The sequence below is a fragment of the Blastococcus carthaginiensis genome (assembly GCF_030731085.1).
In the GTDB taxonomy this organism is placed as follows: Bacteria; Actinomycetota; Actinomycetes; order Mycobacteriales; family Geodermatophilaceae; genus Blastococcus; species Blastococcus carthaginiensis.
Map to the genome: position 1 here is coordinate 18407 of NZ_JASNFN010000034.1, position 24997 is coordinate 43403.

The following is a 24997-nucleotide window of genomic DNA, read 5'->3' on the forward strand; positions in this document are numbered from 1 at the left end:
CCTCGCCGCACTGCACACCGGCCGCGGACCATCAGCCCAGGACGAAGTTGACCAGCCGGCCGGGGACGGCGACGACCCGGCGGATCGTCGCCCCGCCCAGGTAGCCGGCGATCTTCTCGTCGGCCCGCGCGGCGGCCTCGAGCGCAGCCGCGTCGGCGTCCGCGGGAACCTGCACCTGCGACCTCACCTTGCCGTTCACCTGGACGGCGACCTGCACCGTGTCCTCGACCAGCCACCGCTCGTCGGCCACCGGGAACGGTGCCCACGCCGAAGACGATTCGTGGCCCAGCCGGGACCACAGCTCCTCGGCCAGGTGGGGTGCCAGCGGGGCGACCATCAGCACCAGGGGGTCGGCGACCGACCGGGGCACCGGCCGGTCGGCACCGTAGGTCTGCGTGAGGTGATTGGTCAGCTCGGTGATGCGGGCGATGGCGATGTTGAACCGCAGCGTGGCGTAGCCGTCGCGGACGCCGTCGATCGCCCTGTGCAGCGCACGCAGCGTCTCCTCGGCCGGCTCGACGTCGGCAGCCCGGACCGCGCCGGTCTCCTCGTCGACGACGACCCGCCAGATCCGCTGCAGCAGCCGCTGCGAGCCGACGACGGCCTTGGTCTCCCACGGCCGCGACTGCTCCAGCGGCCCGGTCGACATCTCATAGACCCGGAAGGTGTCGGCTCCGTAGGCGCCGATCATCTCGTCCGGCGTCACCATGTTCTTCAGGCTCTTGCCGATCTTCCCGTACTCGCGGTTGACCGGCTTCCCCTCGAACAGGAACTGCCCGTCCCGCTCCACCACCTCGGCCGCGGGCACGTAGAACCCGCGCTCGTCGGTGTAGGCGTAGGCGGAGATGTAGCCCTGGTTCACCAGCCGGCGGAACGGCTCCTCGCTGGAGACGTGGCCCAGGTCGAACAGCACCTTGTGCCAGAAGCGGGCGTACAGCAGGTGCAGGACCGCGTGCTCGACGCCGCCGACGTACAGGTCCACGCCGCCGGTGTCGCCGGGCTCCCGCGGCCCCATCCAGTACCGCTCCAGCTCCGGGTCGACCATGCGCTCGTCGTCGCCCGGGTCCAGGTAGCGCAGGTAGTACCAGCAGGACCCGGCCCAGTTGGGCATCGTGTTGGTCTCGCGGCGGTACTTCTTCGGCCCGTCGCCCAGGTCCAGCTCGACCGTCGTCCACTCCGACGCGCGCGACAGCGGCGGCTCGGGGGCGGAGTCGGCGTCGTCGTCGTCGAACGTCTTGGGCGAGTAGTCGTCGACCTCGGGCAGCAGCACCGGGAGCATCGACCGGGGCACGGCGACGGGGCGGTCGTGCTCGTCGTAGACGATCGGGAACGGTTCGCCCCAGTAGCGCTGGCGGCTGAACAGCCAGTCGCGCAGCTTGTAGGTGGTGGTCGCCTCGCCGGAGCCCTTCGCCACCAGCCACTCGGTGATGCGGGCGATCGCCTCGGCCTTGTCCAGCCCGTCCAGCGAGATCTCGTCGTTGGCGGAGTTGATCATCCGGCCGGGGCCGGTGTACGCGCCGCCCTCGAAGTCCGCGGGCGGCTGCACGGTGCGGACGACGGGCAGCCCGAAGGCCTCGGCGAACTCGAAGTCGCGGGTGTCCTCGCCGGGCACGGCCATGATCGCGCCGGTGCCGTAGCCGGTGAGCACGTAGTCGGCGATGAAGACCGGCAGGTCGCGGCCGTTCACCGGGTTGACCGCGGTGGCGCCCAGCCAGACGCCGGTCTTCTCCCGGCCGGCGTCCTGGCGGTCCAGCTCCGACCGGCGCGAGGCCTGCCGCTGGTACTCCCGCACCGCCTCGGCCGGGGTGGCGGCGCCGCCGGTCCAGCGCGGGTCGGTGCCGTCGGGCCAGGCGTCCGCGGTCAGCTGCCCGACCAGCGGGTGCTCCGGCGCCAGCACCATGTAGGTGGCGCCGAACAGGGTGTCGGGCCGGGTGGTGAAGACCTCGATGGTCTCCTCCCCCACGGCGAAGCGGATGCGCGCACCCGTGGACCGCCCGATCCAGTTGCGCTGCATCAGCTTGAGGGAGTCCGACCAGTCCAGCCGGTCCAGGTCGGCCAGCAGCCGGTCGGCGTAGGCGGTGATCCGCATCATCCACTGCTTGAGCGGACGCCGGAAGACGGGGAAGTTGCCGCGCTCGGACCGCCCGTCCGGCGTGACCTCCTCGTTCGACAGCACGGTGCCCAGGCCGGGGCACCAGTTGACCGGCGCCTCGTGCAGGTAGGCCAGCCGGTGCGCGTCGACGACGACGCCCCGCTGCACCTCGTCCAGCTCGGCCCAGGGGCGGCCGTAGGAATTGGTGCCCTCGCCCGGCTCGCGGGTGCCGGCGTCCAGCTCGGCGACCAGCTCCTCGATGCGCCGCGCCCGGCCCGCGTCCGCGTCGAACCAGGAGCCGAAGATCTGCAGGAAGATCCACTGGGTCCACTTGTAGTAGCCCGGGTCGATCGTCGCGAAGGTGCGGCGCTGGTCGTGGTCGACGCCCAGCCGCCGCAGCTGCGCGCTGATCGCGGCGATGTTGGCCTCGGTGGTGATCCGGGGGTGCTGCCCGGTCTGGACGGCGTACTGCTCCGCCGGCAGGCCGAAGGCGTCGTAGCCCATGGGGTGCAGCACGTTGTCGCCGTCCATGCGGCGGAACCGGCTCGTGACGTCGGTGCCGAGGTAGCCCAGCGGGTGGCCGACGTGCAGGCCCGCGCCCGAGGGGTACGGGAACATGTCCATCGCGAAGAACTTCGGCCGGTCGGCGACCCGCTCGAAGCCCGCGCTCAGCCGACCGACCGGGTTGGGCGTGTGGAAGGTGCCCTCGGCCTCCCACCGGTCCTGCCAGGCCAGCTCGATCTGCTGGGCCAGCGCCGGGGTGTACCGGTGCCGGGGAATGTCCCCGCCCACCCCGCCGCCCGTGGCCTCGGTGCTGCGGCTGTCGGTCTGGCTCATCGTCTCGTGCTCCCGGATCGTCGTGCGCGCGGTGCGGTACCGGTGGTGGGCAACAAAAAACCCCTCACGCAGGAGGGGTCGCCGTGCTGTGAGAGGGATGTCTGGTCAGCACGGCCGGAGAAGCAGGAGCCGCCCGGTCACGCGCCCGAGCGTACCGCCTGGCCGCCCGCGACCGGCCGCGGGCGCCGGTGGGCTCGGCGTCCACCGGGGCGGATGCGGAGTGGCGGGCGTCGTCACCCCTTGGGGCCATACCAGACGGATTCGTCTCGCCGCGCCTCGTCCCGCGACCGATGACCCGACCGTGGACGCCTCCGACGAGCACGCCGGCCGTGGCCGTCCCCGGACGGGTGGGCTGCTGCTCGCCTGCCTGGGCGCCGTGGCCGCCTACGCGACGGGTGAGCTGTGGCGCCCGTCCGCGAACGCGGTCGCGCTCGCCTACGACCTGGTGGTCTACGACGCCGTCTACGTGTTCGGCGCGGCCGTCTGCCGGCGCACCGCGGTGCACCGGCGCGACGACCGGCTGGTCTGGAACGCATTGGCGGTCGCGCTCGTCGCCGTGGCGCTGAGCACGACCCTCTACGCCCTCGTCCTCGAGCCCGCGCTCGGCGTCGTCCCGACGTGGTTGACCGTAGTTCTCTGGGCACCGGCCTACCCGGCGATGGGGGTGGCCCTCGTCGGGGTGGTGCGGTCCCGGGTCGGGAAGCCGCACCCGAGCATGTGGTTCGACGCGCTGACCGGGGCCTGCGGTGCGGTGATCTTCGCCGTCACCCTGCTGCCGTCGATCGCGTCGGCCCCGGCCGACGGCCGGCTCGCGGTGGCGCAGCTGTACCCGGTCGCCGACACCCTCCTCCTGGCCGCTGTCTCCGCCGTCTGCGCCGTCATGGGTTTCCGCCGCGACTGGCCGCTGGTGCTGTTCGTCGCCGGCCTGCTGTGCACCCTCGCGGCCGACGCCCTCATGCTGAAGCGCCTGGTGGACGGGGACGTCGTCGTCGACGGCCCGCTGACGCTCACCTGGCTGGCCGGCGCGGCGTTCACCGCGCTGGCAGCCCACGTCGCCGGGCGCACGCCGGGCATCGAGCCCGCCGACGCGGACCCGGTGGCGCGGTTGAGCTGGCGGGTGGCCTTCGTCCCCCTCGGCGCCAGCGCGATGAGCGTCGTCGTCCTCGTGTCGACCTGGGGTTCGGCCGGCCTGGACGTCGCCGGCTGGGCCGCCGTCATCTGCCTGCTCGCCACCCTCGCGCGCACGGCCATGTCCGTCCAGGAGCTGCGCGGGCTGCACGAGATCCGCGAGCAGGCCCGCACCGACGAGCTGACCGGCCTGCCCAACCGGCGGGCGCTGCTCGAGCACGCCCGGACGGCGCTCACCCCGGGCACCGGCCGGCCGGTCGCCCTGCTGCTGCTCGACCTCGACGGGTTCAAGGAGGTCAACGACAGCCTGGGCCACGCCGCCGGTGACGACCTGCTGCGGCAGATCGGCCCGCGGCTGCGGCCCGCGCTCGGTCCCGGCGAGCTGATCGCCCGCCTCGGCGGCGACGAGTTCGCCGTCCTCCTGCCCGGCACCGGGGTCGACGGCGCCACCGCGCGCGCCGAGCGGCTGCGCGCCCGCCTGCTGGAGCCGTTCGTCGTCCTGGGCGAGCGGCTGCACGTCGGGGTCAGCGTCGGCATCGCCACCGGGCCGGCGCCGGCCGCCACCGTGACCGAGCTGCTGCGCTGCGCCGACGTGGCGATGTACGCGGCGAAGAACGCCCGCGAGGGGGTGCGCTCCTACGTGCCCGATCCCGGCAGCGGCTCCGGCGACCGGCTGCGCACCATGGAGGACCTCCGGACCGCCCTCGACGAGGGGCAGCTGGTCGTGCACCTGCAGCCGCAGGTGGCGCTGGGCGGCGGGGAGGTGGTCGGCGTCGAGGCGCTCGTGCGGTGGGAGCACCCCGTGCGCGGGCTGCTCTCGCCCGCCGTCGTCCTGCCCGCCGCGGAGCAGGCCGGTCTCATGCAGCCGCTCACCGACGCCGTCCTCGGGCTCGCCCTGACCGCGGCGACCCGGTGGTGGCCCGAGCGGGCGGTGCCGGTGTCGGTGAACCTCTCGGCCGCCAACGTGACCGACCCCGATCTCCCGGCCACCGTCTCGCGGCTGCTCCGCGCGCACGGCCTCCCGGCCGAGGCGCTCACCCTCGAACTGGTCGAGGACACGCTCATGGCCGACCCCGACCGCGGCCGCACGGTGCTGGGCGAGCTGCGCCGGCTCGGCGTCCGCACGTCGATCGACGACTACGGCACCGGGTACAGCTCCCTGGCCTACCTGCGCCACCTGCCGGCCGACGAGCTCAAGCTCGACCGCAGCCTCACCGCCGACGTGGGCCGCGACCACCGGGCGACGGCGATCGTCCAGCACACCGTGGCCCTCGCCCACGACCTGGGGCTGACCCTGGTCGCCGAGGGCGTGGAGGACGACGAGACGAAGGTGGTGCTCGCCTCGCTCGGCTGCGACGTCGCCCAGGGCTGGGCGATCGCCCGGCCCATGCCGGTCGAGCAGTTCCTCGACTGGCTGGCCGGCCGCACCCGGACGGGCACGGCCCGCCCGGCGCTCCCCGCCCCCCGTGGGCCGGCGGAACGGACCCGCGCCTGAATGCGCGCGTCGGACCGGGGTTCACCGCGACCGCAGCCGTCGATGTGCCAAGGTGCCCGCGTGCGCGCCGATCGACCGGACACGACGGGAACCGGCTGGTCGGAGGTGGGTTGGCGGCTGGTGGTGGCGGCCACCTTCGTCTGCACGGCCGTCTTCGCCCTGGGCGTGTGGCAGTCCCCGGGGACGCCGGCGGCGGACCTCGTCGACTCGGGTGCGCTCGCCGTCGCGGCCCCGCTGCTGGCGGTCGCGGTCTGCCTGCGGGCGGCCCGGCGGGTGCCCGCGGAGCGGTTCGTCTGGTGGGCCGCCGGCGCCGCCTGGCTCTGCAACCTGGCCGGCGACCTCGTCCACCGGGCGCTGCTGGCCGGGAACCCGGACCCGCCGTTCCCCTCGGCCGCCGACGCCTTGTGGCTCGCCGCCTACCCGGCGCTGTTCGCCACCCCGGTGCTGATGGTGCACGCCCGGCTCGCCCGCCCCCGTCCCGGCACGTGGCTCGACGGCCTGGTCGGCGCCCTGGGTGCCACCGCGGTCGCCGTCGCGGTCCTCGACCCGGGCGTCGGGGCCGCGGACATGTCCGCACTCGGCGTGGCCGTGAACCTGGCCTACCCGGTCGCCGACGTGCTGCTGCTGGCGCTCGTCGGCGCGGTCCTGGCGATGATCGGGCACCGGGCCGACCTCGTCCTCACCACCGTCTGCGTCATCGTGGCCGTGAAGTTCGCCGGCGACCTTCTGCTGGCCCGGGAGCAGGCAGCCGGCGGATACGTCCCGGGCGGACCGCTGGACCTCCTCTGGATGGTCAACGCCAGCCTGACCGCTGCGGGCGCGTGGCTGACCCGGCCCCGCCGGCGCGCCCCGGACGTGCCGGAGCACCGCGTCCGCTGGCGGTCGTTGGCGATCCCCCTGGGGTGCGCGGTGGGCTCGCTGGCGGTGCTCGGCGCCCGGTGGGGCGACGGCCGCACCGGGCCCGACGAGATCTGCGCCCTGGCCTGCCTGGCGGCCTTCCTCGTGCGCAGCGCGGTGACCTTCGCGGAGGGCCGGGCCCTGCACGAGGCCGGCCGCCAGGCCGGCACCGACGACCTGACCGGTCTGCCCAACCGCCGGTCCCTGATGCGCCGCCTGGAGGCGGACCTGGGCGCCGCCCGGCCCACCGGCGTGCTGCTGCTCGACCTCGACGGGTTCAAGGCGGTCAACGACGGCCTGGGGCACGAGGCCGGCGACGAGTTGCTGCGCCGGTTGAGCCAGCGTCTGCAGGCGGCGCTGCGGCCCACCGACCTGGTCGCCCGCCTGGGCGGCGACGAGTTCGTGGTGGTGCTCGACACCACGGACCCCGACGTCGCCCCCGAGTGCGCCGAGCGGCTGGCCGAGGTCGTGCGCCGCCCCGTGACCGTCGCCGGCGTACCGGTGCGGGTGGGCGTGAGCATCGGCCTCGCCCTCGCCCCCCGGGACGCCGCCGAGCCCGCCGCGCTGCTGCGGTGCGCGGACGTGGCCATGTACGCCGCGAAGGGCGCCGGCGGCGGGGTGCGGCACCACGCCCCGGGGACAGGCGACCAGGTGCCGTCACCTCGGTCCCCGGCCACGTCGCCGGCCGCCGGGGCCGACGTCGCACCCTCCGGCTGAGAGGTCACCGGGCGGCGACCGGTTGCGGGCTGCCGCCCGGCCGTGGCGTCAGGGCGACCGAGGACAGCCGCAGCCACCGCGGGAGCGCCCGGCAGGCCTGCGGTTCACCGCGCAGCAGCACGGCCCCGGAGCCGAGCGCCTCGGACCACGCGAGGTCACCGCGCCACACGCGCGTGAGGGTCCGCAGGTCGGCCTGCACGGTCACCCGCACCGGGAAGCCGGGGTCGACGTCGCAGACGTCGACCCCGTCCGCGGCGATCACCAGCCACCAGCGCCGCGCGGTCGCCCGTTCGGGGAACGAGAAGACGATCACCGTGCGGCCGTCGGGCACCGCCTCGGTGTCGACGTTGCGGTGGATGTCCCACAACAGGAGGTGCGGGTCGAGGTCGGCGTCGCCGAGCTCGGGGATCCACCGGATGCCCCAGCGGCCCAGCGCGTCCACGATCGGCTCGAGCTCGCGGCCGGACTCGGTGAGCCGGTAGGTGACCCGGTTGCCGTCCTCCCACCGCTCCACCACGCCGGCGCGGACCAGCGTGTGCAGCCGCTTCGAGAGCAGCGCGGGCGACATCCGGGGCAGGCCCCGGCGCAGGGCGTTGAAGTGCCGGCTGCCGAGCATCAGCTCGCGGACGACGAGCAGCGTCCACCGTTCATCGAGCAGCTCCATGGCCTTGGCCACCGGGCAGAACTGGCCGTACTGCGAGGGCATGGCGGGATCCCTCCCGACGTCCCCGTGCGACACGAACGGTAGGACCGCCCGCCGCTTCCCGGAAGGGCCGCGGGCCGCGGTACAGACCGAGTACCGGTGCGGTTCACATCCAGCACTGGAGCCGGGGAGCGGGACGGCGGGACGGTGACGGGGCCACCGTCCCCATCCCCCAGGAGGCCACCATGACCACCACCGCGCCGAGCCCGGCGACCCCGGCGACCCCGACCGCCGCCGCTCCGGGCCCCAGCCTGGCCGACACCGCCCCGACCGTCCTGTCGCTGATCGCCGGCTACGTGGGGCACCGCACCGTGGCGATCGGGCTGCGTGCGGGCCTGCTGGGCAGGCTCGCCGAGCACCCGGGTGCCACCGCCGACGAGCTCGCCGGGGCCCTGGACCTCGATCCCTTCTACGTCTCCGTCTGGTGCCGCGCCGCCGTGGGGGCGGGGATCCTGGACCGCGCGGGCACCGGCTTCCGGCTCGCGCCGCACATGGCCACGCTCCTGCTCGACAGCACCTCTCCGGCCTACGTCGGCGGGGTCTTCGGCGTGCTGGAGGCGCACGAGGTCTTCGGCCGGTTCGAGCAGGCCTTCGCCAGCGGCGAACGCATGTGGTGGGAGGACACCAGCCCGGCGTGGATCGCCGCGGTCTCGGGCACCGGGACGCCCTTCTACACCCGGCTGGTACCCGGCGGGCTCGAGCGCGTGCCGGGCCTCGCCGAGGCGCTGGCGGCGGGCTGCCGGGTGGTCGACACGGCGTGCGGCGCGGGTGCCGGTCTGGTGCGGCTGGCCACCACCTACCCGCGCTGCGCGGTCGTCGGCGTCGACGGCGACCGGCACTCGCTCGACCTCGCCCGGGCCCGCGTGGACGACGCAGGGCTGGGCGGCCGGGTGGAGCTGGTGCACAGCGCCCTGGAGGACATGGCGCTGGAGACCCCGGCGCGCGTCGTCGTCAACAACATCTCGATGCACGAGTGCCGCGACATCGACCGGGTGGCCGAGAACGTGCAGGCCGCCCTGGAGCCGGGGGGCTGGTTCGTGATCTCCGACTTCCCGTTCCCCGACACCGACGAGGGCCTGCGCACGGTCCCCGGCCGGATCATGAGCGGCATCCAGTTCTTCGAGGCGCAGATCGATGACCAGCTGCTCCCCCGCGCGGCCTACGACGAGCTACTCACCCGCCACGGGTTCACCGACCTGGGGTCGGTGCAGCTGACACCGATGCACGCGCTGACGTACGGCCGCCGTCCGTAGGCGGGCGGGTGGCGCCTCAGGGGAGCTGGGGCGCCACCTCGCTCGCCACCAGGTCGAGGTGGTCGAGGTCGGAGAGGTCGAGGACCTGCAGGTACACGCGCTCGGCCCCCGCCTCGGCGTAGCGGCCCAGCACCTCGACCGCCTCCGCCGGGGTGCCGGCGACGCCGTGCTCGCGGAGCTCGTCGACGTCGCGCCCGATGGCCGCGGCGCGGCGGGCGAGCTCGGCCTCGTCCCTGCCGACGCAGAGCACCAGCGCCGAGCTGAACACCATGGACGACGGGTCGCGACCGGCCTCCTCGCAGGCCTCCCGCACCCCGGCGAACAGGCGGGCGTTCTCGTCGGCGGGCATGAACGGCACGTTGAACTCGTGCGCGTACCGGGCCGCCAGCCGCGGGGTGCGCCGCTTCCCCCTGCCGCCGACGAGGACCGGCACGCCGCCGTCCTGCACCGGCTTGGGCAGCGCCGGCGAACCGGAGAGCCGGTAGTGCCGCCCGTCGAAGTCGAAGGTCTCGCCCACGGGCGTGGCCCACAGCCCGGTGATGACGGCGAGCTGCTCCTCGTACCGGTCGAACCGCTCCCCCAGCGCCGGGAACGGGATGCCGTAGGCGGTGTGCTCGGCCTCGAACCAACCGGAGCCGATCCCGAGCTCCACCCGTCCACCGCTCATCGCGTCGACCTGCGCGACCGATATCGCCAGCGGGCCGGGGAGCCGGAACGTGCCCGCGGTCATGAGCGTGCCCAGCCGGATGCGGCTGGTCTCCCGGGCGAGCCCGGCCAGCGTGATCCAGGCGTCGGTGGGCCCGGGCAGGCCGTCGCCCCCCATGGTCAGGTAGTGGTCGGAACGGAAGAAGGCGTCGAAGCCCGTCTCCTCCGTGCGCCGGGCGACGGCCAGCAGGTCGTCGTACGTGGCGCCCATCTGCGGCTCGGTGAAGATGCGCAACTGCACCGCCGGACCGTAACCAGCACCACGTCCGGGTGTTCATCCGGCTGCCCCCTCGGGGTGTGCGCGACGGCCGGACCGGGCAGGATGATCGCCAGACGTCAACTCGGAGGTGCAGCACGTGTTCCGGAAGAAGACGCGCGGCGAAGTCATCAGCGCCGAAGTGCAGGAGGGCCTGGCCCACCTGGGGACGGCGGTGACCGAAGCAGGTCGCGCCGCCGCCGAACAACTCGCTCCACGCGTGGAGGCAGCCCAGCGCGCCGTGGCACCGAAGGTGGCCGCCGCGGCCGCCGTCGCCGCCCCGGCCGTCGCCTCCGCGCGCGACACGCTCGGGCCGCGGGTGGACGCGGCACGGGATGCCTTCGGGCCCCGCGTGGACGCGGCCCGCGAGGCCCTCGGGCCCCGCGTGGACGCGGCGCGGGAAGCCCTCGGGCCCCGCGTGGACGCGGCCCGCGAGGCAGCGGCGCCCCGGGTCGCCGCCTCCCTCGCCGCGGCCCAGCTGGCGGCCAACCGGGCCGCGACCGACCTCGCCCCACGGGTGGAGGCCGCCCAGAAGGCCCTCCGGGAGGACGTCGGCCCGCGCCTCACCGCCGCGCAGGCCGCGGCGCTGGCCTACGCCACCCCGCGGGTGGTCGCGGCCCGCGAGGCGGTGTCGCCGGCGCTGGAGAGCGCTCGCGGCACGCTCGCCGCCGGGGTGGACAGCGCCCGCAGCGAGCTCGACGCGCGCCGCGCCGAGCTGGCCGCCGCGGCCGCCGAGTCCACGCGGAAGGCGCGCAAGAACGCGAAGAAGGCGCGCAAGAACGCCGCGAAGAAGCGCCGCGAGTTCGAGACGGCGGCGCTCGCCAGCGCCACCGCCGTCAAGCGCCGGGCGGGCGTGGAGCCCGAGCCGCGCCGCTGGCCGTGGGTGTTGGCGCTGCTGGCCGCGGGTACCGCCGCCTTCGTCCTCCTCCGGCGCAGCAAGCAGGAGTCGTGGACGCCCGCTCCGGCCGGCGACGGCCCGGTGCCCAGCTACCGAGAGGACCCCGTGCCCAGCTCCCCGAGTTCCAGCGAGTCCGGCAAGACGGTCTCCGACGCGCAGTTCACCGCCGGTGACTCCTCGCCGAACGAGTCGGACATGGGCGTCCGCGACGCCCAGTTCGTCGACGGCGACGGCGCCGACAGCGCCAGCGAGGACATCAAGAACACGCCGGAGCCCTTCTCCTCCGGGGGCGGCGCCCAGGAGGGCCCGACCGCCGGGCCCGACGACAAGCAGGTCTGACCGCTCGACGCCGGTCTCCCACCGCAGCCCCCGCCGCCTCGCGCGACGGGGGCTGCGGTGTCTGTCGCGAGTACGGTGGGGATCATGAGCGAGGCACCGGCGAGGAACCCTGAGCAGCCCCCCGTCCAGGACTCCCGGATCGAGCCCGCCGGCCGCAAGCTGCTGCGCCTCGAGGTGCGCAACAGCCAGGTGCCCATCGAGCGCAAGCCGGACTGGATCAAGACCCGGCTCAAGACCGGCCCGGAGTACACCGAGCTGAAGTCCCTGGTCCGGCGCGAGGGCCTGCACACGGTCTGCGAGGAGGCCGGCTGCCCCAACATCTACGAGTGCTGGGAGGACCGGGAGGCGACGTTCCTCATCGGTGGCGACCAGTGCACCCGCCGCTGCGACTTCTGCCAGATCGACACCGGCAAGCCCGCGGACTTCGACGCCGACGAGCCCCGCCGCGTGGCCGAGAGCGTCGCCACGATGGGCCTGCGGTACGCCACTGTCACCGGCGTGGCCCGCGACGACCTGCCCGACGGCGGCGCGTGGCTGTACGCCGAGACGGTGCGCCAGATCCACGCCCAGCTCCCCGGCTGCGGGGTCGAGCTGCTGATCCCCGACTTCAACGCCGACCCCGAGCAGCTGGCCGAGGTGTTCTCCTCCCGGCCCGAGGTGCTCGCCCACAACGTCGAGACCGTGCCGCGGATCTTCAAGCGCATCCGCCCCGGCTTCCGGTTCGAGCGTTCGCTGTCGGTCCTCACCGCCGCGCGGGAGGCCGGGCTGGTCACCAAGTCCAACCTCATCCTCGGGATGGGCGAGGAGCCGCACGAGGTCGTCGAGACGATGCAGGCCCTGCACGACGCCGGCTGCGACCTGCTGACCATCACGCAGTACCTGCGCCCCTCGCCCCGGCACCACCCCGTCGTCCGCTGGGTCAAGCCCGACGAGTTCGTGCAGTTCCAGAAGGACGCCGAGGCGATCGGCTTCCCGGGCGTGCTGGCCGGGCCGCTGGTGCGCAGCTCCTACCGCGCCGGGCGGCTGTACCAGCAGGCGATCGAGGCGCGAGGTCTGACGCCGACGGTGTGACCTCGCCACCCCCGGTTCTCCGGCAGGGTCCCGACGCGAGCGAGCGAGCCTCGGGGGTCAGGAGGGGCCTTCTTCTATCCTGGGGACATGGCGCGCAGCAAGTCCTCTGACCCCACCGCTCCGGGCGGCGATGCCGGACGCACCCCGAAGGACGGTGGCCGAAGCTCGGGCGCGACCGCCACGGGCTCGGGCAAGGCCGGCAGGACCGGCAAGGCCCCCAAGCTCGACAAGAACGGCCAGCCGAAGGTCGGCCGTCTGAAGAAGATGCGCAGCCAGGGCAGCATGATCAAGCAGGCCTACGGCCTGACGCGGCGCAACGACCCAAAGCTCCCCTGGATCATGCTGATCTGGTTCGTCGCGGCCGCCGCCGTGGTCGAGCTGATCGGCATCCTGCTCGGCGCGCCGTTCCTCTTCATCCCGCTCGCGCTGCTCTTCGGCGCTCTCGCGGCGCTCATCGTCTTCGGGCGCCGCGCCCAGCGCTCGGCCTACACCCAGGTCGAGGGCCAGCCGGGCGCGGCCGCCTGGGTGCTGGAGGGCATGCGCGGCGACTGGCGGGTCACCTCCGGCGTCGCCGGCACGCCGCAACTGGACGCCGTCCACCGGGTGCTCGGCCGCCCGGGCATCGTCCTCGTCGGTGAGGGCTCCCCCGGCCGGGTGCGCGGCCTCATCGCGCAGGAGAAGAAGAAGATCGCCCGCGTCGTCGGCGACACCCCCATCTACGACGTCACCATCGGCGACGCCGAGGGGCAGGTGCCCCTGAAGAAGCTGAGCACCCACGTGATGAAGCTGCCGCGCAACCTCAGCGCCGCCGAGGTCAACGCCCTCGGCCGGCGGATGAGCGCGCTGGGCGGTCCGCGCATGCCGGTGCCCGGTGGCCCGCTCCCGGGCGGCCGGCAGATGTCGGTCAGCCAGCGCCAGGTCCGCCGCCGCTGAGAGGACCTCCCTGCCCCAGCGCTCGCACGTCCGCGGCGGGTCCCTGCAGGGAGGCCGTCACGCGCGGTCGAAGGGGGCGGCGTAGCGGAAGGTGCCCTCGACCGGAGGACCGGCCAATCGTCGGGCCTGGAAGTGCTCGCCCCACGCGGGGTCGGGCGGGGTGACACCCAGGTCGGTCGATGGCCGGAACCCGGTTCTCCCGTCCCGGTCATCGGAGGTCCACCGGGTTCCGCGGCTCCAGTCGAGGATGGTTCGGCAGCGGGGTGATCCCCGGCGGGGAGGCCCCTGGGGTTGAGCCGCGCCGCCGGATGTCAGGCCGCACCGTTGCGCGGCTCAACGTCCGGTGGTGCGGCTGGACGTGCCCTTCTGGGCAGCCGGGCTGGGCAGGAAGGGCACGCGCGTGGAGAACATGGCGAGACTCGGCCCGACCGGGGTCCGGGGCGCGATGTCTTCCCCACCCCTACGTCACCGTGCTGCCGAATTCAGTCGAGGACGACGGCGGTGCCGGTGAGCCGGTCGTGCAGCCCGCGGCCGTCGGCGTCGACCAGCAGCGCCGGCACCAGGAGCATGAGCAGGGCGGTCCGGGCGACGGCCCGCCACGGCGCGAGCCGGGCCCCCGGCGTCGGGTGCGCCAAGCGCATGCCGAGCACCCGTTGCCCCGGGGTCTGGCCGAACAGGACCAGCGTGACGACGGTGAGGACGCCGAACACCAGCAGGCTCCAGTTGCCCGGGCCCGCGGGCGCGGTGAAGGCCCAGGCGATCAGCGCGGAGGCGACGGCGTCGACGAGGTAGCCGCCGACCCGCCGGGTGAACGGTGCCAGCGAACCCGGACCGCTGGACGGCAACCCCAGGGAGGCGCCGCGGGCGGGGGCCTGAGAGGGTTGTCCGGCATCACTGACCATGACCGCCAGCGTAGTTACAGGACCCCCTGCTCCCCGCCACTCACCGGCTCGCGGCCGGCCCTGCAGGGGGCCGCACCGCCTGCGACACGCCCAGCGCGTTGTTACCGCCCCGAAACACTCGGGACACGGCGGGGCAACTCCCCGCTCGTAGCGTGCCGTCCGGCAGTCCGCCCACACCCGGAGGATCGATGTTCACCAGTCCCGACGAGGTCGCCGCCTACATCCGCGACAACGACGTCGAGTTCGTCGACGTCCGCTTCTGCGACCTGCCCGGCGTCATGCAGCACTTCACCATCCCGGCGTCGACGTTCGGCGAGGACACGTTCAGCGAGGGCCTCGGCTTCGACGGCTCCTCGATCCGCGGGTTCCAGGCGATCAACGAGTCGGACATGCTGCTCCTGCCGGACGCCAACAGCGCGTTCGTCGACCCGTTCCGCAAGCACAAGACGCTGAACGTCAACTTCTTCATCCACGACCCGATCACGCGCGAGGCCTACAGCCGCGACCCGCGCAACGTGGCGAAGAAGGCGGAGGCCTACCTGGCCGCCAGCGGCATCGCCGACACCGCGTTCTTCGGCCCCGAGGCGGAGTTCTACGTCTTCGACTCGGTCCGGTACGACACCTCGATCAACGAGGGCTACTACCACATCGACTCGGAGGAGGGCTCCTGGCGCAGCGGGGCCCGCACCGAGCTCGACGGCAGCCCGAACCGGGGCTACAAGGCCCGCGCCAAGGGCGGCTACTTCCCGGTCGAGCCCTACGACCAGCAGAGCGACCTGCGCGCCGACATGATGAAGAACCTCATCGGCGTCGGCCTCGAACTCGAGCGCGGGCACCACGAGGTGGGCACCGGCGGCCAGGCCGAGATCAACTACAAGTTCGACACGCTGCTGCGGTCGGCCGACAGCCTCATGCTGTTCAAGTACGTCATCAAGAACACCGCCTGGGCCCACGGCAAGACCGCCACGTTCATGCCCAAGCCGCTGTTCGGCGACAACGGCTCCGGCATGCACTGCCACCAGAGCCTCTGGAAGGACGGGCAGCCGCTCTTCCACGCCGAGACCGGGTACGCCGGGCTGTCCGACATGGCCCGCCACTACATCGGCGGCCTGCTGGCCCACGCCCCGTCGCTGCTGGCGTTCACCAACCCGACGGTGAACAGCTACCACCGCCTGGTGCCCGGCTACGAGGCCCCGATCAACCTCGTCTACTCGGCCCGCAACCGCTCGGCCTGCCTGCGCATCCCGATCTCCGGGGACAGCCCGAAGGCCAAGCGCATCGAGTTCCGCGTGCCCGACCCGTCGGCCAACCCCTACCTCGCCTTCTCGGCGATGCTGATGGCCGGTCTCGACGGCGTGAAGAACAAGATCGAGCCGCCGGCCCCGGTGGACAAGGACCTCTACGAGCTGCCGCCCGAGGAGGCCCTGGGCATCGAGAAGGTGCCCGCGTCGCTGGACGCCGCGCTGGACAACCTCGAGACCGACCACGAGTACCTGATCGACGGCGGGGTGTTCACCCCCGACCTGATCGAGACGTGGATCGACTACAAGCGGGCCAACGAAATCGACCCGATCCGACTCCGCCCCCACCCGCACGAGTTCGCGATGTACTACGACATCTGAGTCGAGGGGGCGGCACCGCCTCTGACCTGCACGTCCGCGCGGCCCCCGCCAGGTTTTCCCCGGGTCCCCCTGGCGGGGGCTGTGCTGCGCCCGGCGCCGTCCCTGCACACCCCCGTGACGGGCGCGACGGACTGGCCACGGCCTGGATCGACCGCGCAGGCACCCCTACCCGCAGCCGTCCAGGTCACCGGCGTTGCGCGCCGGTGACCTGGACGAACTCGCCAGCAGCTGGGCTGACCCGGGTCAGCCCAGCTGCGTGGTGATCTCGATCGCCCCCTCGAGGCTCCGCGCGACCGGGCAGCTCTTGGCATGGACCGCCAGCACCCGTTCGACCTTCTCGGCGTCCTCGTCCGCGACGCTCAGCCCGCGGTAGGTGACCGCGATCCGTCTGATCACGAGCACCTTGCCGTCCAGTTCGACCTCACCTCGGGCGTGCCCCACCAGACCGGTGGGGTCGATCCGCCGAGCCGCCAGGGCTCCGGCGAACGTCCCGGTGAGCTAACCGAGCGCCGCGCCCACCAGGTGGTCGATCGTCGCCGCATGGCTCTCGAACTGCCCGGGCTGGGCGCCGTAGTGCTCGGCGATCGCACCGTGCATGCCGTAGATCGTCGGCTGCTCCTCGCCCGGCAGGTACGCCGCCCGCAGCGACCCCCCGATGCGTTCGACCCTCACCTCGGATACGTACGCGATGTCACCCATGAATCCTCCTTGCTGCTCGCCGGCCATGCCGCTTTCCACCATCCCGCTCGGCACGGGTGCCCGCGAGGCGGGATGCCGTCGGCCGTGGTGCCGGGTCGGGCCGGCGGATGACCGGACGGCGTGGCTCCGGTGCTCGGCAGCGGACCTTCCGGTCCTCCGCCGTCCGGTGCGGGTCCGGTGCACGATGCCGAGGCAGTCGGCGGGGCTGCTGTGTTCTCACCTCGACCTCCGGGTGGACGCAGCGCACCATGTGGCAACGCCCCGGGCCGATGTGCAGGACCTGCGACGGCGATGCCGCCCGGCTGCTCGCCTCGGGCGGGCGGAACGCCAGCAGTCCGGCAGCCCCAGGTCTCCTCGTTTCCGGGACCGTAGCCCGGGGCCGCGCCGCGGCGTACCGTCCGCAGCCTCAGGCGGATGCGCACCCGGCGGCCCTCGCCCGCCGCACGCTGCCCATCCCGGTCACGGGGGGAGCCTGTCGTGGGCCTTGCACGCCGGAGCGCGCTGACGGCCGTGGGGGTCGTCGCGCTGCTCACCTCGTCCGCCGTCGTCACGCTGGCCGCCGGTTCGGCGGCCGACGACTGCCCGGACGTCGTGGTCGTGGGGGCACGCGGCTCCACGGATCCGGTCACGACGACCAACCGCGGCATGGGCACGAACGCCGACTACTTCGCCGACTCGCTCGAGCGCGAACTGACGGCCCGGTACGGCGGCACGCTGGTGGTGCAGAGCCTGGCCGTCGCGCACTCCCCCACCTCGATCGGCGTGCTGACGCCGTCGCGGAGCGAGCTGACCGCGCTGGCCGATCCCGCCCGGCGGGACGCGGCGATGGAGCGCTACCGGACCGGGAACCTGGCGACCTACACCCGCAGCGTCGACCAGGGCGTGGTCTCCGCCGTCGAGCAGATGTCCGCGCTGCACGCCCGCTGCGCCGGCGCGAGCTTCGTCCTGGCCGGCTACTCGCAGGGCGCCATGGTGCTGCACGGGGCGCTCGCCCGGCTGGCGGACGACGGTCGCGCCGGCCTGCTCGCGCGCGTCGCCGCCACCGTGCTCGTGGCCGACGGCGACCGGGTGGCGCAGACCGCCGCCACCCGCCGCGGAACCGCGCCGGCGGCCGCCCAGGGGGTGCGCACCGCGCTGCTGCCGGGCGGGCGGGACGTGGCGGCGGCGCCACCGGTCCTCGACCTCTGCCTCGCCCGGGACGTCGCGTGCGACTTCGACCCCGTGCGCCTGCTCCAGCGCGGCGTCAGCCCGTCCCTGTCGGCGCTGAAGGAGGCGTCGCGGATCCACGCCGGCACCGGCTACCGCTCCCTGCTCCTGCAGGCGGCGCGGGAGATCGCCGCCTCGCCGGCCCTCGCACCCGCGCCGACCACCACGGCACCGACCACGACCACCCCCGCGCCCACCACCACGACGGCACCCACCACCACGGCACCCACCACCACCCCGACCACGACCACTTCCGCGCCCACCACCACGACGGCACCGACCACCACGACCGCACCGACCACCACGCCGCCGCCGGCCGGTACCGCGGCGCTGGCCGCCTACCGCGCCGCCCGCGCCGACAGCGCCGCCGGCCGCGGCCCGCTCGACGTCGTCGTCGTCGGCGACTCGGTCACCGAGGGCCGCGACGTGGGCAAGGGCAACCGGTGGGTGGACGGGTTGCTGCGCCTGCTGCGCGACCGGTACCAGCCGGCCGGCGTCCTCGGTGGCGAGGGCTACGTGCCGGCGTACTACGCCGCCGGTGGCATGGCCGATCGCTTCACCTTCGGCGGGACGCCCACGCTGGGCTCCCAGTACGGCTTCGGCATGCGCGCCAACCACATGCCCTCCGGAGCCGGCAACTCCATGACCACCACGTTCACCGGCACGTCGTTCGAGCTGCACTACGCCGGCAGCCTCAACACCGGGGCGATCACCGTCTCCGTCGACGGCGGGCCGGGCATCCCGGTGGCGACCAACGGCGGGGGCTGGACCCCGAGCGACGGCGGCAGCTGGACCTCGCCCCCGCTCCCCCGCGGGACGCACACGGTCACCCTCACCAACACCAGCGGCCGCACCGTCCTGGTCGAGGGCATCAGCGTGTACGACGGCGACGAGGCCGCCGGCGTCCGCCTGTGGGAGGCCGGCCACTCCGGCTGGCAGGCCGAGGACTACGCCCACCGCCCCACGGCGCCGCAGCACGGCCAGGCCGTCGCCGCCGCCGCACCGCACCTCGTCGTGGTGGCGCTCGGCTACAACGACGTCGTCGCCGGCTTCAGCGCCGCCCAGTTCCGCGAGTACCTGACCGCGACGATCGCGCACCTCCTCGGCCCGGACGCCGGCCCCGACCCGTCGGTCGTGATCGTCGGCTACCCGCCGCGCAGCGACGCCCCCGCCGCCGCGTGGCAGGCCTACCTCGACGCCATGGCCGGCGTCGCGGCCGAGCAGGGGTACGCCTTCGCCGACCTCTCCGCGATCCCGGACTTCGGCATGTCCGGCGACGGGGTGCACCCGACCGCGGCCGGCCACGCGCAGATCGCCGCGGCGCTCGACCGGTTCCTGGCCGCCGGCTGAGGTGGGCCGGCCTCAGGTCCGCATCGAGCCGGCGTCCTCCGGCGGGCGGCCGGTGACCAGCCCCACGGCGGTCTCGGCCAGGCCGTAGACCGTCAGCGCCACCGCGATGAGCACGGCCGGCGGCACCACCACCGGCGCCGCGAGCACCGAGATGCCGAGCACGCCCGGCGCGCTGCGCCACCACCCCTCGCCCCGGACCGGGTCGCCGAGGGCGCCCCACCGCACGGCGCACCACATGAGCCAGCGGCGCACCACCGGCACCCCGCTCTCCCGCAGCACCCGCCGGAAGATGCCGTCGGCCTCCCGGGCGTTCACCGCGCCGCTGGTGATGCCCGCGGTGACCAGCCAGTCGTGCAGGATCGCGGCGGCCGTGTACCGCCCGAAGCGCGGCACCAGCCACACCACCACGCGCGGCACCGTCGCGAAATCGGTGGGGAAGCCGGCCGGGACGACGAACCGGTCGCGCTTCCCCCGGTAGACCAGCGGCTCGACGACCGTCCAGCGGACGTCGTCCAGCCGCCGCACGACGACGTCGTCGGACTCGAACGGCACTGCTCCCCCTCCGTCGGCACCCCGGCGTCCTCGTGGCCGGCCGGGTGACATCACACCCACCGGTGCATCGAACCGGCCCCCGGTGGGCATGCTGGCGATCATGCGCCTGCCCGAACCACGGGGGCCCCTCGGGGACGCCCTCGCCCGCGACCTCACCACGCGCTCCGACCTCTCGGTGGCGACGCGGGAGTGCGCCGAGCGGCTGGACGCCGGACCCGCCGGGGCGCTCACCGACGACGACCTGCAGCTGAGCCTCGCCGTCTGCTACGAGCTCCACTACCGCGGCTTCGAGGGCGTGCCGGAGGACTGGGAGTGGAACCCCGAGCTGCTCCGGCTGCGCGCCGGTCTGGAGCGGGCCCACCTCACCGCGCTGCGCGAACTCGTGGGCGAGGTCGCCGTCACCGGTGACCCGATCGACCAGCAGCTGACCGCCCTCATCGCCGCTGACGACGGCCCCTCGCTCTCGGCGTACATGGCCAAGCAGGGCACGCTCGAGCAGTGGCGGGAGTACCTCGTCCTCCGGTCGGTCTACCACCTCAAGGAGGCCGACCCGCACACGTTCGCCGTCCCCCGGCTCTCCGGGCGCGCGAAGGCGGCCATGGTGGAGATCCAGGCCGACGAGTACGGCGGCGGCTCGGCCGAGCGGATGCACAGCGAGCTGTTCGCCGGGCTCATGCGCGACCTGGGGTTGGACGCCGGCTACGGGGCCCTGTGGGACGACGCGCCCGCGGTGGCGTTCGCGTCGGTCAACACGATGTCGCTGTTCGGGCTGCACCGCCGCTGGCGGGGGGCGGCGCTGGGGCACCTGGCGGCGGTGGAGATGACCTCCTCCGAGCCCAGCCGGCGGTACTCGGCCGGGCTGCGCCGGTTGGGCTTCGGCGAGCGGACCACCGTCTTCTACGACGAGCACGTGGAGGCCGACGCGGTGCACGAGCAGATCGCCTCGGTGGACATGTGCGGCTCGCTCGTCGCGGACGAGCCGGAACTGGTGCCCGACGTGCTGTTCGGGGCCGCCAGCTCGCTGGCCATGGACGGCCTGGCGGCCCACCACCTGCTGGGCGCGTGGGGGGCCGGCGCCTCGGGGCTGCGCCGTCGGCCCGCCCTCGCGGCCTGAGCGCGCCGGCTACCCGGCCGGCACCGCCTCGTCGCGCTCCGCGGCGACGGTGCGGTTGCGCGTGATGAGCCAGCCGAAGGACGCGGCCACGGGGAACATCAGCACGCCGTAGACCGCGGCGGGCACGGCCAGCTCGACGCTGTCCAGCACGCTGATGGCGACGGCGATCGCCAGGGTGCTGTTGTGGATGCCGATCTCGAAGGAGCTGGCGATCGCCTGCCGCTGCCCGATGCCGAGCAGCCGGGGCACCGTGTACCCGACCGCCAGGCTGGCGAGGCAGAAGGCGAGCGCCGGCAGGCCGACGTCGCGCAGGTAGCCCCCGACGTTCTCCCGCTCGGCCACCATGGTCCCGACGATCACCAGGGCCAGGACCACCGCCGACAGGATGCGCACCGGCTTGTCCGAGCGGTCGGCGAACCCCGGCGCCGACCGGCGCACCAGCATGCCGAGCGCCACGGGGACGAGCACGATCGCGAAGACCTGCAGCGTCTTGCCGAACTGCAGCCCCAGGCTGCCGGCGCCCGGCGGCTCGAACCACCCGATCGCCAGGTTGGTGACCACCGGCAGCGTGACGACGGCGATGACGGAGTTCAGCGCGGTGAGGCTGATGTTGAGCGCCACGTCCCCCCGGTAGAGGTGGCTGAACAGGTTGGCGGTGGTGCCGCCGGGCGAGGCCGCCAGCAGCAGCATGCCGACCGCCAGCAGCGGCGGCAGGTCGAACAGCAGCACCAGCCCGAAGCAGATCACCGGCAGGACGAGCAGCTGCAGCGCCAGGGCGATCACGACCGCCTTGGGCTGCCGGGCGATGCGGGTGAAGTCGCCGGTGGTGAGCGAGAGGCCCAGCCCGAACATGACGACGGCCAGCGCCAGCGGCAGCGCGACGGCGGTGAGCGCGGAATCCATGGATCCTCCGATCGGGCACCGGCCGTCGAGCCCGCCGGGCAGGGCGTCCTGCGCATCCTGTGCGATGCGGGTCGCATCGGGCAACCGACCCGCCCGGAGCCTCACCCCCGGGGCGGAGCGGCCTTCCGTGCCCGGTTCGTCTCGGATACGGCTCAACAACCGCGGTCACGAACCGAAACCTCCGCTGCGATCGGACCGTGCCCCATCAGGGTGCGGCGGGGGCCACGGGAGGGTTCATGCGCAGGCGGGAGACGCGTCGGACGGCGGAGCCGGCGGAGCAGCCGCGCGACGTCGAGGCGCTGGAGCGCGTCATCGCCGCGCTCGAGGGCGACGTGGCCGGCGAGCTCGACGCCCACCGGCGGGTCATGACCGCACTCGTCGACGTCCTCCAGCTGAGCTACGGCGCCGCCTGGCTGCCCGACGGGAACGGCGGCTTCGTCCTGCGGGTGTCCGAGGGCTCGGCCGCCGGCGCCATGGCCACCGGGTGGCCCACCGGTGAGGTCATGGTGGCGGGAGCCGGTTACGGCGGCGAGGCCCTGCGCCGGCGCATCCCGGTCCTCATGGACGGGAGCACGCCCACCGGCACGTGCCCGCGGTGGGCCACCGCCCACGCGGCCGGCGCCCGCCAGGGCTGCTTCCTGCCCGTCGTCGAGGGCAACCAGGTGACCGCCGTCCTGGAGTACTACAGCGAGTGCGAGCTGCCGTTCTTCGGCGGACGCGGGGAGAAGTGGCAGGCCCTGGGCCGGCTGGTCGCCCACGCCCGGCGCAGCGCGCTCGCCACCGCCCAGCTCCGCGAGACCCTCGACGACCGGGAGGCGGTCACCACCGTCGTCGCCCGGGTCGGCGAGGCGGGCGACGAGGCGACCGCACTGCGGGTCGCTCTCGAGACCGTCCGCACCGCGTTCGGCTGGGCCTACGGCTCCTTCTGGGCGCTCGACGAGGAGCAGCGCGTGCTCCGCTTCGCCGTCGAGTCCGGCTCGGCGGGCGAGGAGTTCCGGCAGGTCACCCTGGGCGCCAGCTTCGCCGAGGGCGTGGGCCTGTCCGGGCGGGCGTGGCGCTCCCGCGACCTGGTCTTCGTCCGCGACCTCGCGCAGGTCACCGACTGCGTCCGCGCACCCGCCGCGCAGCGGGCCGGGGTGCGCTCCGGCGTCTGCTTCCCCATCACCTGCGACGGGCGCGTCGTCGGGACGATGGACTTCTTCGTGACCGAGACCATCGACCTGTCCGAGTCACGCGCCGCGGCGCTGCGCAACGTGCAGGAGCTGGTCTCCCAGCGCCTGGACATCCTCCGCCGCGCCGAGGCCGACCGGGCCAACTCCCGGGAGCTGCTGGAGACGGTGTCGCGGCTGCGCGAGGCGGCGGACGACGCCGGGCGGGTCGCCGAGAACGCCGTCGCCGAGGCCTCGGCGATGACCACGCAGGTGGAGGCCCTGGCCAGCGCCTCGTCCGCCGTCGGCGACGTCATCCGGATCATCTCCGCCATCGCCGACCAGACCAACCTGCTCGCGCTCAACGCCACGATCGAGGCCGCCCGCGCCGGGGAGTCCGGCAAGGGCTTCGCCGTGGTGGCCAACGAGGTCAAGGAACTCGCCCGGGAGACCGCCCAGGCGACCAGCCGGGTCTCCGAGCAGGTCGCCGGCATCCAGGCCGGCACCGAGTCGGTCACCACCGGCATCAACGCCACGAGCGCGGTCATCGGGCAGCTGGATGCCGTGCAGGCCCGCATCGCCGAGATCCTCGAGGAGCAGGTCCGCATGGCGCGGGCGTTCGAGGCCGCCCGCTGAACCGGGACGGGCGCCGGGTCAGCTCTCCCGGCGCCCGTCCCGCAGGATCTGCGCGGCCGGCCGGGGCCGGCTCGGTGCGCTCGACGCCGAGAACCCGGACCGCTTGTGCGAGCCGTCGCAGAACGGCTTGATGCCCGACTTGCCGCACCGGCACAGCGCGATGGTGTCGCGCCCCGGGTCGATCTCGACCCCGTCCTGGTCCTGCAGGCGGAAGCTGCCGCGCACGATGAGCGGTCCGTCGCGGTAGGGCGTGATCGTGGCGCCGTCCGCCCGCTCCTCACCGGGGTCGGTCCCGGCGGCGGGCTCCTCGGACGGCTCGGGCACGGCCGACGGTGATGGCGACACGCCCCCAGCATGCCCCGCCGCTCCCGCGGCGAACCCGGCGGTCGCCGCAGGGGGTCAGCTGCCGCCCGGGAAGGTCAGCGTCGCCACCATGCGGTCCAGGACGTCGACGTTGCGCGGGTAGTCGAACCGCGGGAGCCCCACCGTGTCGAGGACGAGCGTCCGGGGCTCGCCGTCCTCGGCCGCGAGGTCGACGACGTAGCTGGTGATCGGGACCCCTCCGGGCCAGAGCCCCTCCCCCGCGGTCACCTGCTCGATGCGCACGGCGGGCCGGCCGTCGATCGTGGTCTCGCCCCGGCTCAGCACCTCACCGCTCCCCGTCGTGGCCACCCGGTCGAACGGGATGCCCTCCACCCGCACGCTCACCGGTGCCACCCGGGCGTCCGAGGCCGGCGGCACGGTGAACGAGTCGGGCGCGAAGCGGGTGCAGGCCGGCACCTCCGTCCCCGCGTTCACCGACCACGCCTCCGGATAGGAGACGGCGAAGCCCGCCGGGCTCTCGCAGCGCTCCGCGAGGGCCTCCGGTTCCACCGGCTCCTCGGCGAGGAGGTCGACCACGATGCGCTGCGGTTCGTCGAGAGCGGCGACGGCGAACGGCCGCCGCGCGTCCAGCCCGGCGAAGAAGGTGTAGCGCCCCTCGAACAGGGTGTCCTCGACCAGGGCGTCCAGCACCGCGGCGTCGGCGACCGTCAGCCGCGAGGCCCCCTCCCACGCCGCCACGTCCTGCGGTGCGTCGCCCGGGAGCGCGATGTTGGTCAGCGTGATGCCCAGGACCGCGTCCCCGGGGACCTCGACCGGTGCCCCGGAACCCTGTGCCCGCGGATCCCCGGTATAGGCCACCCGCCAGCCGGCCTCGCCCTCGCCGGCCAGCTCGAACACGACCCGGTCGAACTCCCCGTGGGCAGCCAGCCGCACGTCGGTCAGGGTCACCGGCGGCCCGTCGCCCGCCGCGACGGACTCGTCGGCGCTGCCCTCCCCGACGGGCTCCACCGCCTCCTCGACATCAGGCGCGGTCGTGGTCGCCGACGTCGTGGACCCGGCGCCGGCGGGCGGGGCCTCGTCGGTCCCGCACGCGGTGAGGAGCACGGCCGCGCAGAGCCCGATGGGGAGGAGGCGCATCGAAGATCCTGACTGGGTCTCTGGGACGTCGGGCCCCCGTCCCCATTGCCAGCACCGCCCGGGCCGAACCCTCCGGGCCG

The 24997-nt window shown here is 74.3% G+C and carries 19 protein-coding genes and 1 pseudogene; 10 read left to right on the forward strand and 10 right to left on the reverse strand.

What is annotated here, in order from left to right:
- Positions 1 to 31 precede the first annotated feature (31 nt).
- Entirely contained in the window at positions 32 to 2929 is a 2898-nt protein-coding gene (gene leuS, locus QOZ88_RS20205; RefSeq protein WP_306001499.1) for a leucine--tRNA ligase, read from the reverse strand.
- 301 nt (positions 2930 to 3230) lie between these two features.
- On the opposite strand from leuS, the gene QOZ88_RS20210 reads away from it, so the two are divergent.
- Both QOZ88_RS20210 and QOZ88_RS20215 read left to right on the forward strand, forming a co-directional pair.
- Positions 3231 to 5552: a putative bifunctional diguanylate cyclase/phosphodiesterase gene (locus tag QOZ88_RS20210; RefSeq protein ID WP_306001500.1), complete on the forward strand. Its 2322-nt coding sequence runs from the start codon at positions 3231 to 3233 to the stop codon at positions 5550 to 5552.
- 60 nt (positions 5553 to 5612) lie between these two features.
- Positions 5613 to 7166: a GGDEF domain-containing protein gene (locus QOZ88_RS20215; protein WP_306001501.1), complete on the forward strand. Its 1554-nt coding sequence runs from the start codon at positions 5613 to 5615 to the stop codon at positions 7164 to 7166.
- Positions 7167 to 7170: 4 nt separating this feature from the next.
- Here QOZ88_RS20215 and QOZ88_RS20220 read toward each other — a convergent pair whose 3' ends face one another.
- Positions 7171 to 7872: a winged helix-turn-helix transcriptional regulator gene (locus tag QOZ88_RS20220; RefSeq protein ID WP_306001502.1), complete on the reverse strand. Its 702-nt coding sequence runs from the start codon at positions 7870 to 7872 to the stop codon at positions 7171 to 7173.
- A 182-nt stretch (positions 7873 to 8054) separates the two neighbouring features.
- Here QOZ88_RS20220 and QOZ88_RS20225 point away from each other — a divergent pair, with 182 nt between their 5' ends.
- On the forward strand, positions 8055 to 9122 hold the full coding sequence (locus QOZ88_RS20225) for a class I SAM-dependent methyltransferase (protein WP_306001503.1): 1068 nt from the start codon (positions 8055 to 8057) through the stop codon (positions 9120 to 9122).
- 16 nt (positions 9123 to 9138) lie between these two features.
- On the opposite strand, the gene QOZ88_RS20230 is transcribed toward QOZ88_RS20225, so the two are convergent.
- A complete protein-coding gene (locus QOZ88_RS20230; protein WP_306001504.1) occupies positions 9139 to 10068 on the reverse strand; it encodes an LLM class F420-dependent oxidoreductase in 930 nt (309 codons plus the stop codon).
- A gap of 115 nt (positions 10069 to 10183) precedes the next feature.
- Here QOZ88_RS20230 and QOZ88_RS20235 point away from each other — a divergent pair, with 115 nt between their 5' ends.
- From QOZ88_RS20235 to QOZ88_RS20245, 3 genes are all read left to right on the forward strand, one after another.
- Entirely contained in the window at positions 10184 to 11320 is a 1137-nt protein-coding gene (locus QOZ88_RS20235; RefSeq protein WP_306001505.1) for a hypothetical protein, read from the forward strand.
- 84 nt (positions 11321 to 11404) lie between these two features.
- The gene (gene lipA / locus QOZ88_RS20240) at positions 11405 to 12391 is read left to right on the forward strand and encodes a lipoyl synthase (RefSeq protein ID WP_306001506.1); all 987 of its coding nucleotides are present in this window, start codon (positions 11405 to 11407) and stop codon (positions 12389 to 12391) included.
- Between the two features lie 87 nt (positions 12392 to 12478).
- Positions 12479 to 13324 (forward strand): DUF4191 domain-containing protein, encoded by an 846-nt coding sequence (locus tag QOZ88_RS20245; RefSeq protein WP_306001507.1) that lies wholly within the window; start codon positions 12479 to 12481, stop codon positions 13322 to 13324.
- Positions 13325 to 13806: 482 nt separating this feature from the next.
- Here QOZ88_RS20245 and QOZ88_RS20250 read toward each other — a convergent pair whose 3' ends face one another.
- Positions 13807 to 14226, reverse strand: coding sequence for an RDD family protein (locus tag QOZ88_RS20250; RefSeq protein ID WP_306001508.1), 420 nt, complete (start codon positions 14224 to 14226; stop codon positions 13807 to 13809).
- A 188-nt stretch (positions 14227 to 14414) separates the two neighbouring features.
- On the opposite strand from QOZ88_RS20250, the gene glnA reads away from it, so the two are divergent.
- Entirely contained in the window at positions 14415 to 15848 is a 1434-nt protein-coding gene (gene glnA, locus QOZ88_RS20255; protein ID WP_306001509.1) for a type I glutamate--ammonia ligase, read from the forward strand.
- Between the two features lie 243 nt (positions 15849 to 16091).
- On the opposite strand, the pseudogene QOZ88_RS20260 reads toward glnA, so the two are convergent.
- Together QOZ88_RS20260 and QOZ88_RS20265 are read right to left on the reverse strand one after the other, a co-directional pair.
- A pseudogene (locus QOZ88_RS20260) lies at positions 16092 to 16325 on the reverse strand (OsmC family protein); the annotation flags it as partial.
- 21 nt (positions 16326 to 16346) lie between these two features.
- Complete coding sequence (locus tag QOZ88_RS20265; RefSeq protein ID WP_306001510.1) at positions 16347 to 16547, reverse strand: hypothetical protein; 201 nt, start codon at positions 16545 to 16547, stop codon at positions 16347 to 16349.
- 477 nt (positions 16548 to 17024) lie between these two features.
- Between QOZ88_RS20265 and QOZ88_RS20270 the strand changes: the two genes are divergently transcribed.
- Entirely contained in the window at positions 17025 to 19103 is a 2079-nt protein-coding gene (locus tag QOZ88_RS20270) for a GDSL-type esterase/lipase family protein (RefSeq protein WP_306001511.1), read from the forward strand.
- 12 nt (positions 19104 to 19115) lie between these two features.
- Here the strand turns inward: QOZ88_RS20270 and QOZ88_RS20275 are convergent, their stop codons facing one another.
- Positions 19116 to 19655: a DUF1353 domain-containing protein gene (locus QOZ88_RS20275; protein WP_306001512.1), complete on the reverse strand. Its 540-nt coding sequence runs from the start codon at positions 19653 to 19655 to the stop codon at positions 19116 to 19118.
- Positions 19656 to 19755: 100 nt separating this feature from the next.
- Here QOZ88_RS20275 and QOZ88_RS20280 point away from each other — a divergent pair, with 100 nt between their 5' ends.
- Positions 19756 to 20769 (forward strand): iron-containing redox enzyme family protein, encoded by a 1014-nt coding sequence (locus tag QOZ88_RS20280; RefSeq protein WP_306001513.1) that lies wholly within the window; start codon positions 19756 to 19758, stop codon positions 20767 to 20769.
- Between the two features lie 9 nt (positions 20770 to 20778).
- Here QOZ88_RS20280 and QOZ88_RS20285 read toward each other — a convergent pair whose 3' ends face one another.
- On the reverse strand, positions 20779 to 21672 hold the full coding sequence (locus QOZ88_RS20285) for a bile acid:sodium symporter family protein (protein ID WP_306001514.1): 894 nt from the start codon (positions 21670 to 21672) through the stop codon (positions 20779 to 20781).
- Positions 21673 to 21908: 236 nt separating this feature from the next.
- On the opposite strand from QOZ88_RS20285, the gene QOZ88_RS20290 reads away from it, so the two are divergent.
- Complete coding sequence (locus QOZ88_RS20290) at positions 21909 to 23456, forward strand: methyl-accepting chemotaxis protein (RefSeq protein ID WP_306001515.1); 1548 nt, start codon at positions 21909 to 21911, stop codon at positions 23454 to 23456.
- A gap of 18 nt (positions 23457 to 23474) precedes the next feature.
- Here QOZ88_RS20290 and QOZ88_RS20295 read toward each other — a convergent pair whose 3' ends face one another.
- Both QOZ88_RS20295 and QOZ88_RS20300 read right to left on the reverse strand, forming a co-directional pair.
- The gene (locus QOZ88_RS20295) at positions 23475 to 23780 is read right to left on the reverse strand and encodes a CDGSH iron-sulfur domain-containing protein (RefSeq protein ID WP_306001516.1); all 306 of its coding nucleotides are present in this window, start codon (positions 23778 to 23780) and stop codon (positions 23475 to 23477) included.
- A gap of 75 nt (positions 23781 to 23855) precedes the next feature.
- Positions 23856 to 24917 (reverse strand): AMIN-like domain-containing (lipo)protein, encoded by a 1062-nt coding sequence (locus QOZ88_RS20300; RefSeq protein WP_306001517.1) that lies wholly within the window; start codon positions 24915 to 24917, stop codon positions 23856 to 23858.
- Positions 24918 to 24997: the final 80 nt, after the last annotated feature.

Bases quoted from the DNA above. Each gene is read 5' to 3' on its own strand.
- leuS (WP_306001499.1), bottom strand. From the start codon at position 2,929: ATGAGCCAGACCGACAGCCGCAGCACCGAGGCCACGGGCGGCGGGGTG.
- QOZ88_RS20220 (WP_306001502.1), bottom strand. From the start codon at position 7,872: ATGCCCTCGCAGTACGGCCAGTTCTGCCCGGTGGCCAAGGCCATGGAG.
- QOZ88_RS20225 (WP_306001503.1), top strand. From the start codon at position 8,055: ATGACCACCACCGCGCCGAGCCCGGCGACCCCGGCGACCCCGACCGCC.
- lipA (WP_306001506.1), top strand. From the start codon at position 11,405: ATGAGCGAGGCACCGGCGAGGAACCCTGAGCAGCCCCCCGTCCAGGAC.
- QOZ88_RS20245 (WP_306001507.1), top strand. From the start codon at position 12,479: ATGGCGCGCAGCAAGTCCTCTGACCCCACCGCTCCGGGCGGCGATGCC.
- QOZ88_RS20250 (WP_306001508.1), bottom strand. From the start codon at position 14,226: ATGGTCAGTGATGCCGGACAACCCTCTCAGGCCCCCGCCCGCGGCGCC.
- glnA (WP_306001509.1), top strand. From the start codon at position 14,415: ATGTTCACCAGTCCCGACGAGGTCGCCGCCTACATCCGCGACAACGAC.
- QOZ88_RS20265 (WP_306001510.1), bottom strand. From the start codon at position 16,547: ATGGGTGACATCGCGTACGTATCCGAGGTGAGGGTCGAACGCATCGGG.
- QOZ88_RS20280 (WP_306001513.1), top strand. From the start codon at position 19,756: ATGCGCCTGCCCGAACCACGGGGGCCCCTCGGGGACGCCCTCGCCCGC.
- QOZ88_RS20285 (WP_306001514.1), bottom strand. From the start codon at position 21,672: ATGGATTCCGCGCTCACCGCCGTCGCGCTGCCGCTGGCGCTGGCCGTC.
- QOZ88_RS20290 (WP_306001515.1), top strand. From the start codon at position 21,909: ATGCGCAGGCGGGAGACGCGTCGGACGGCGGAGCCGGCGGAGCAGCCG.
- QOZ88_RS20300 (WP_306001517.1), bottom strand. From the start codon at position 24,917: ATGCGCCTCCTCCCCATCGGGCTCTGCGCGGCCGTGCTCCTCACCGCG.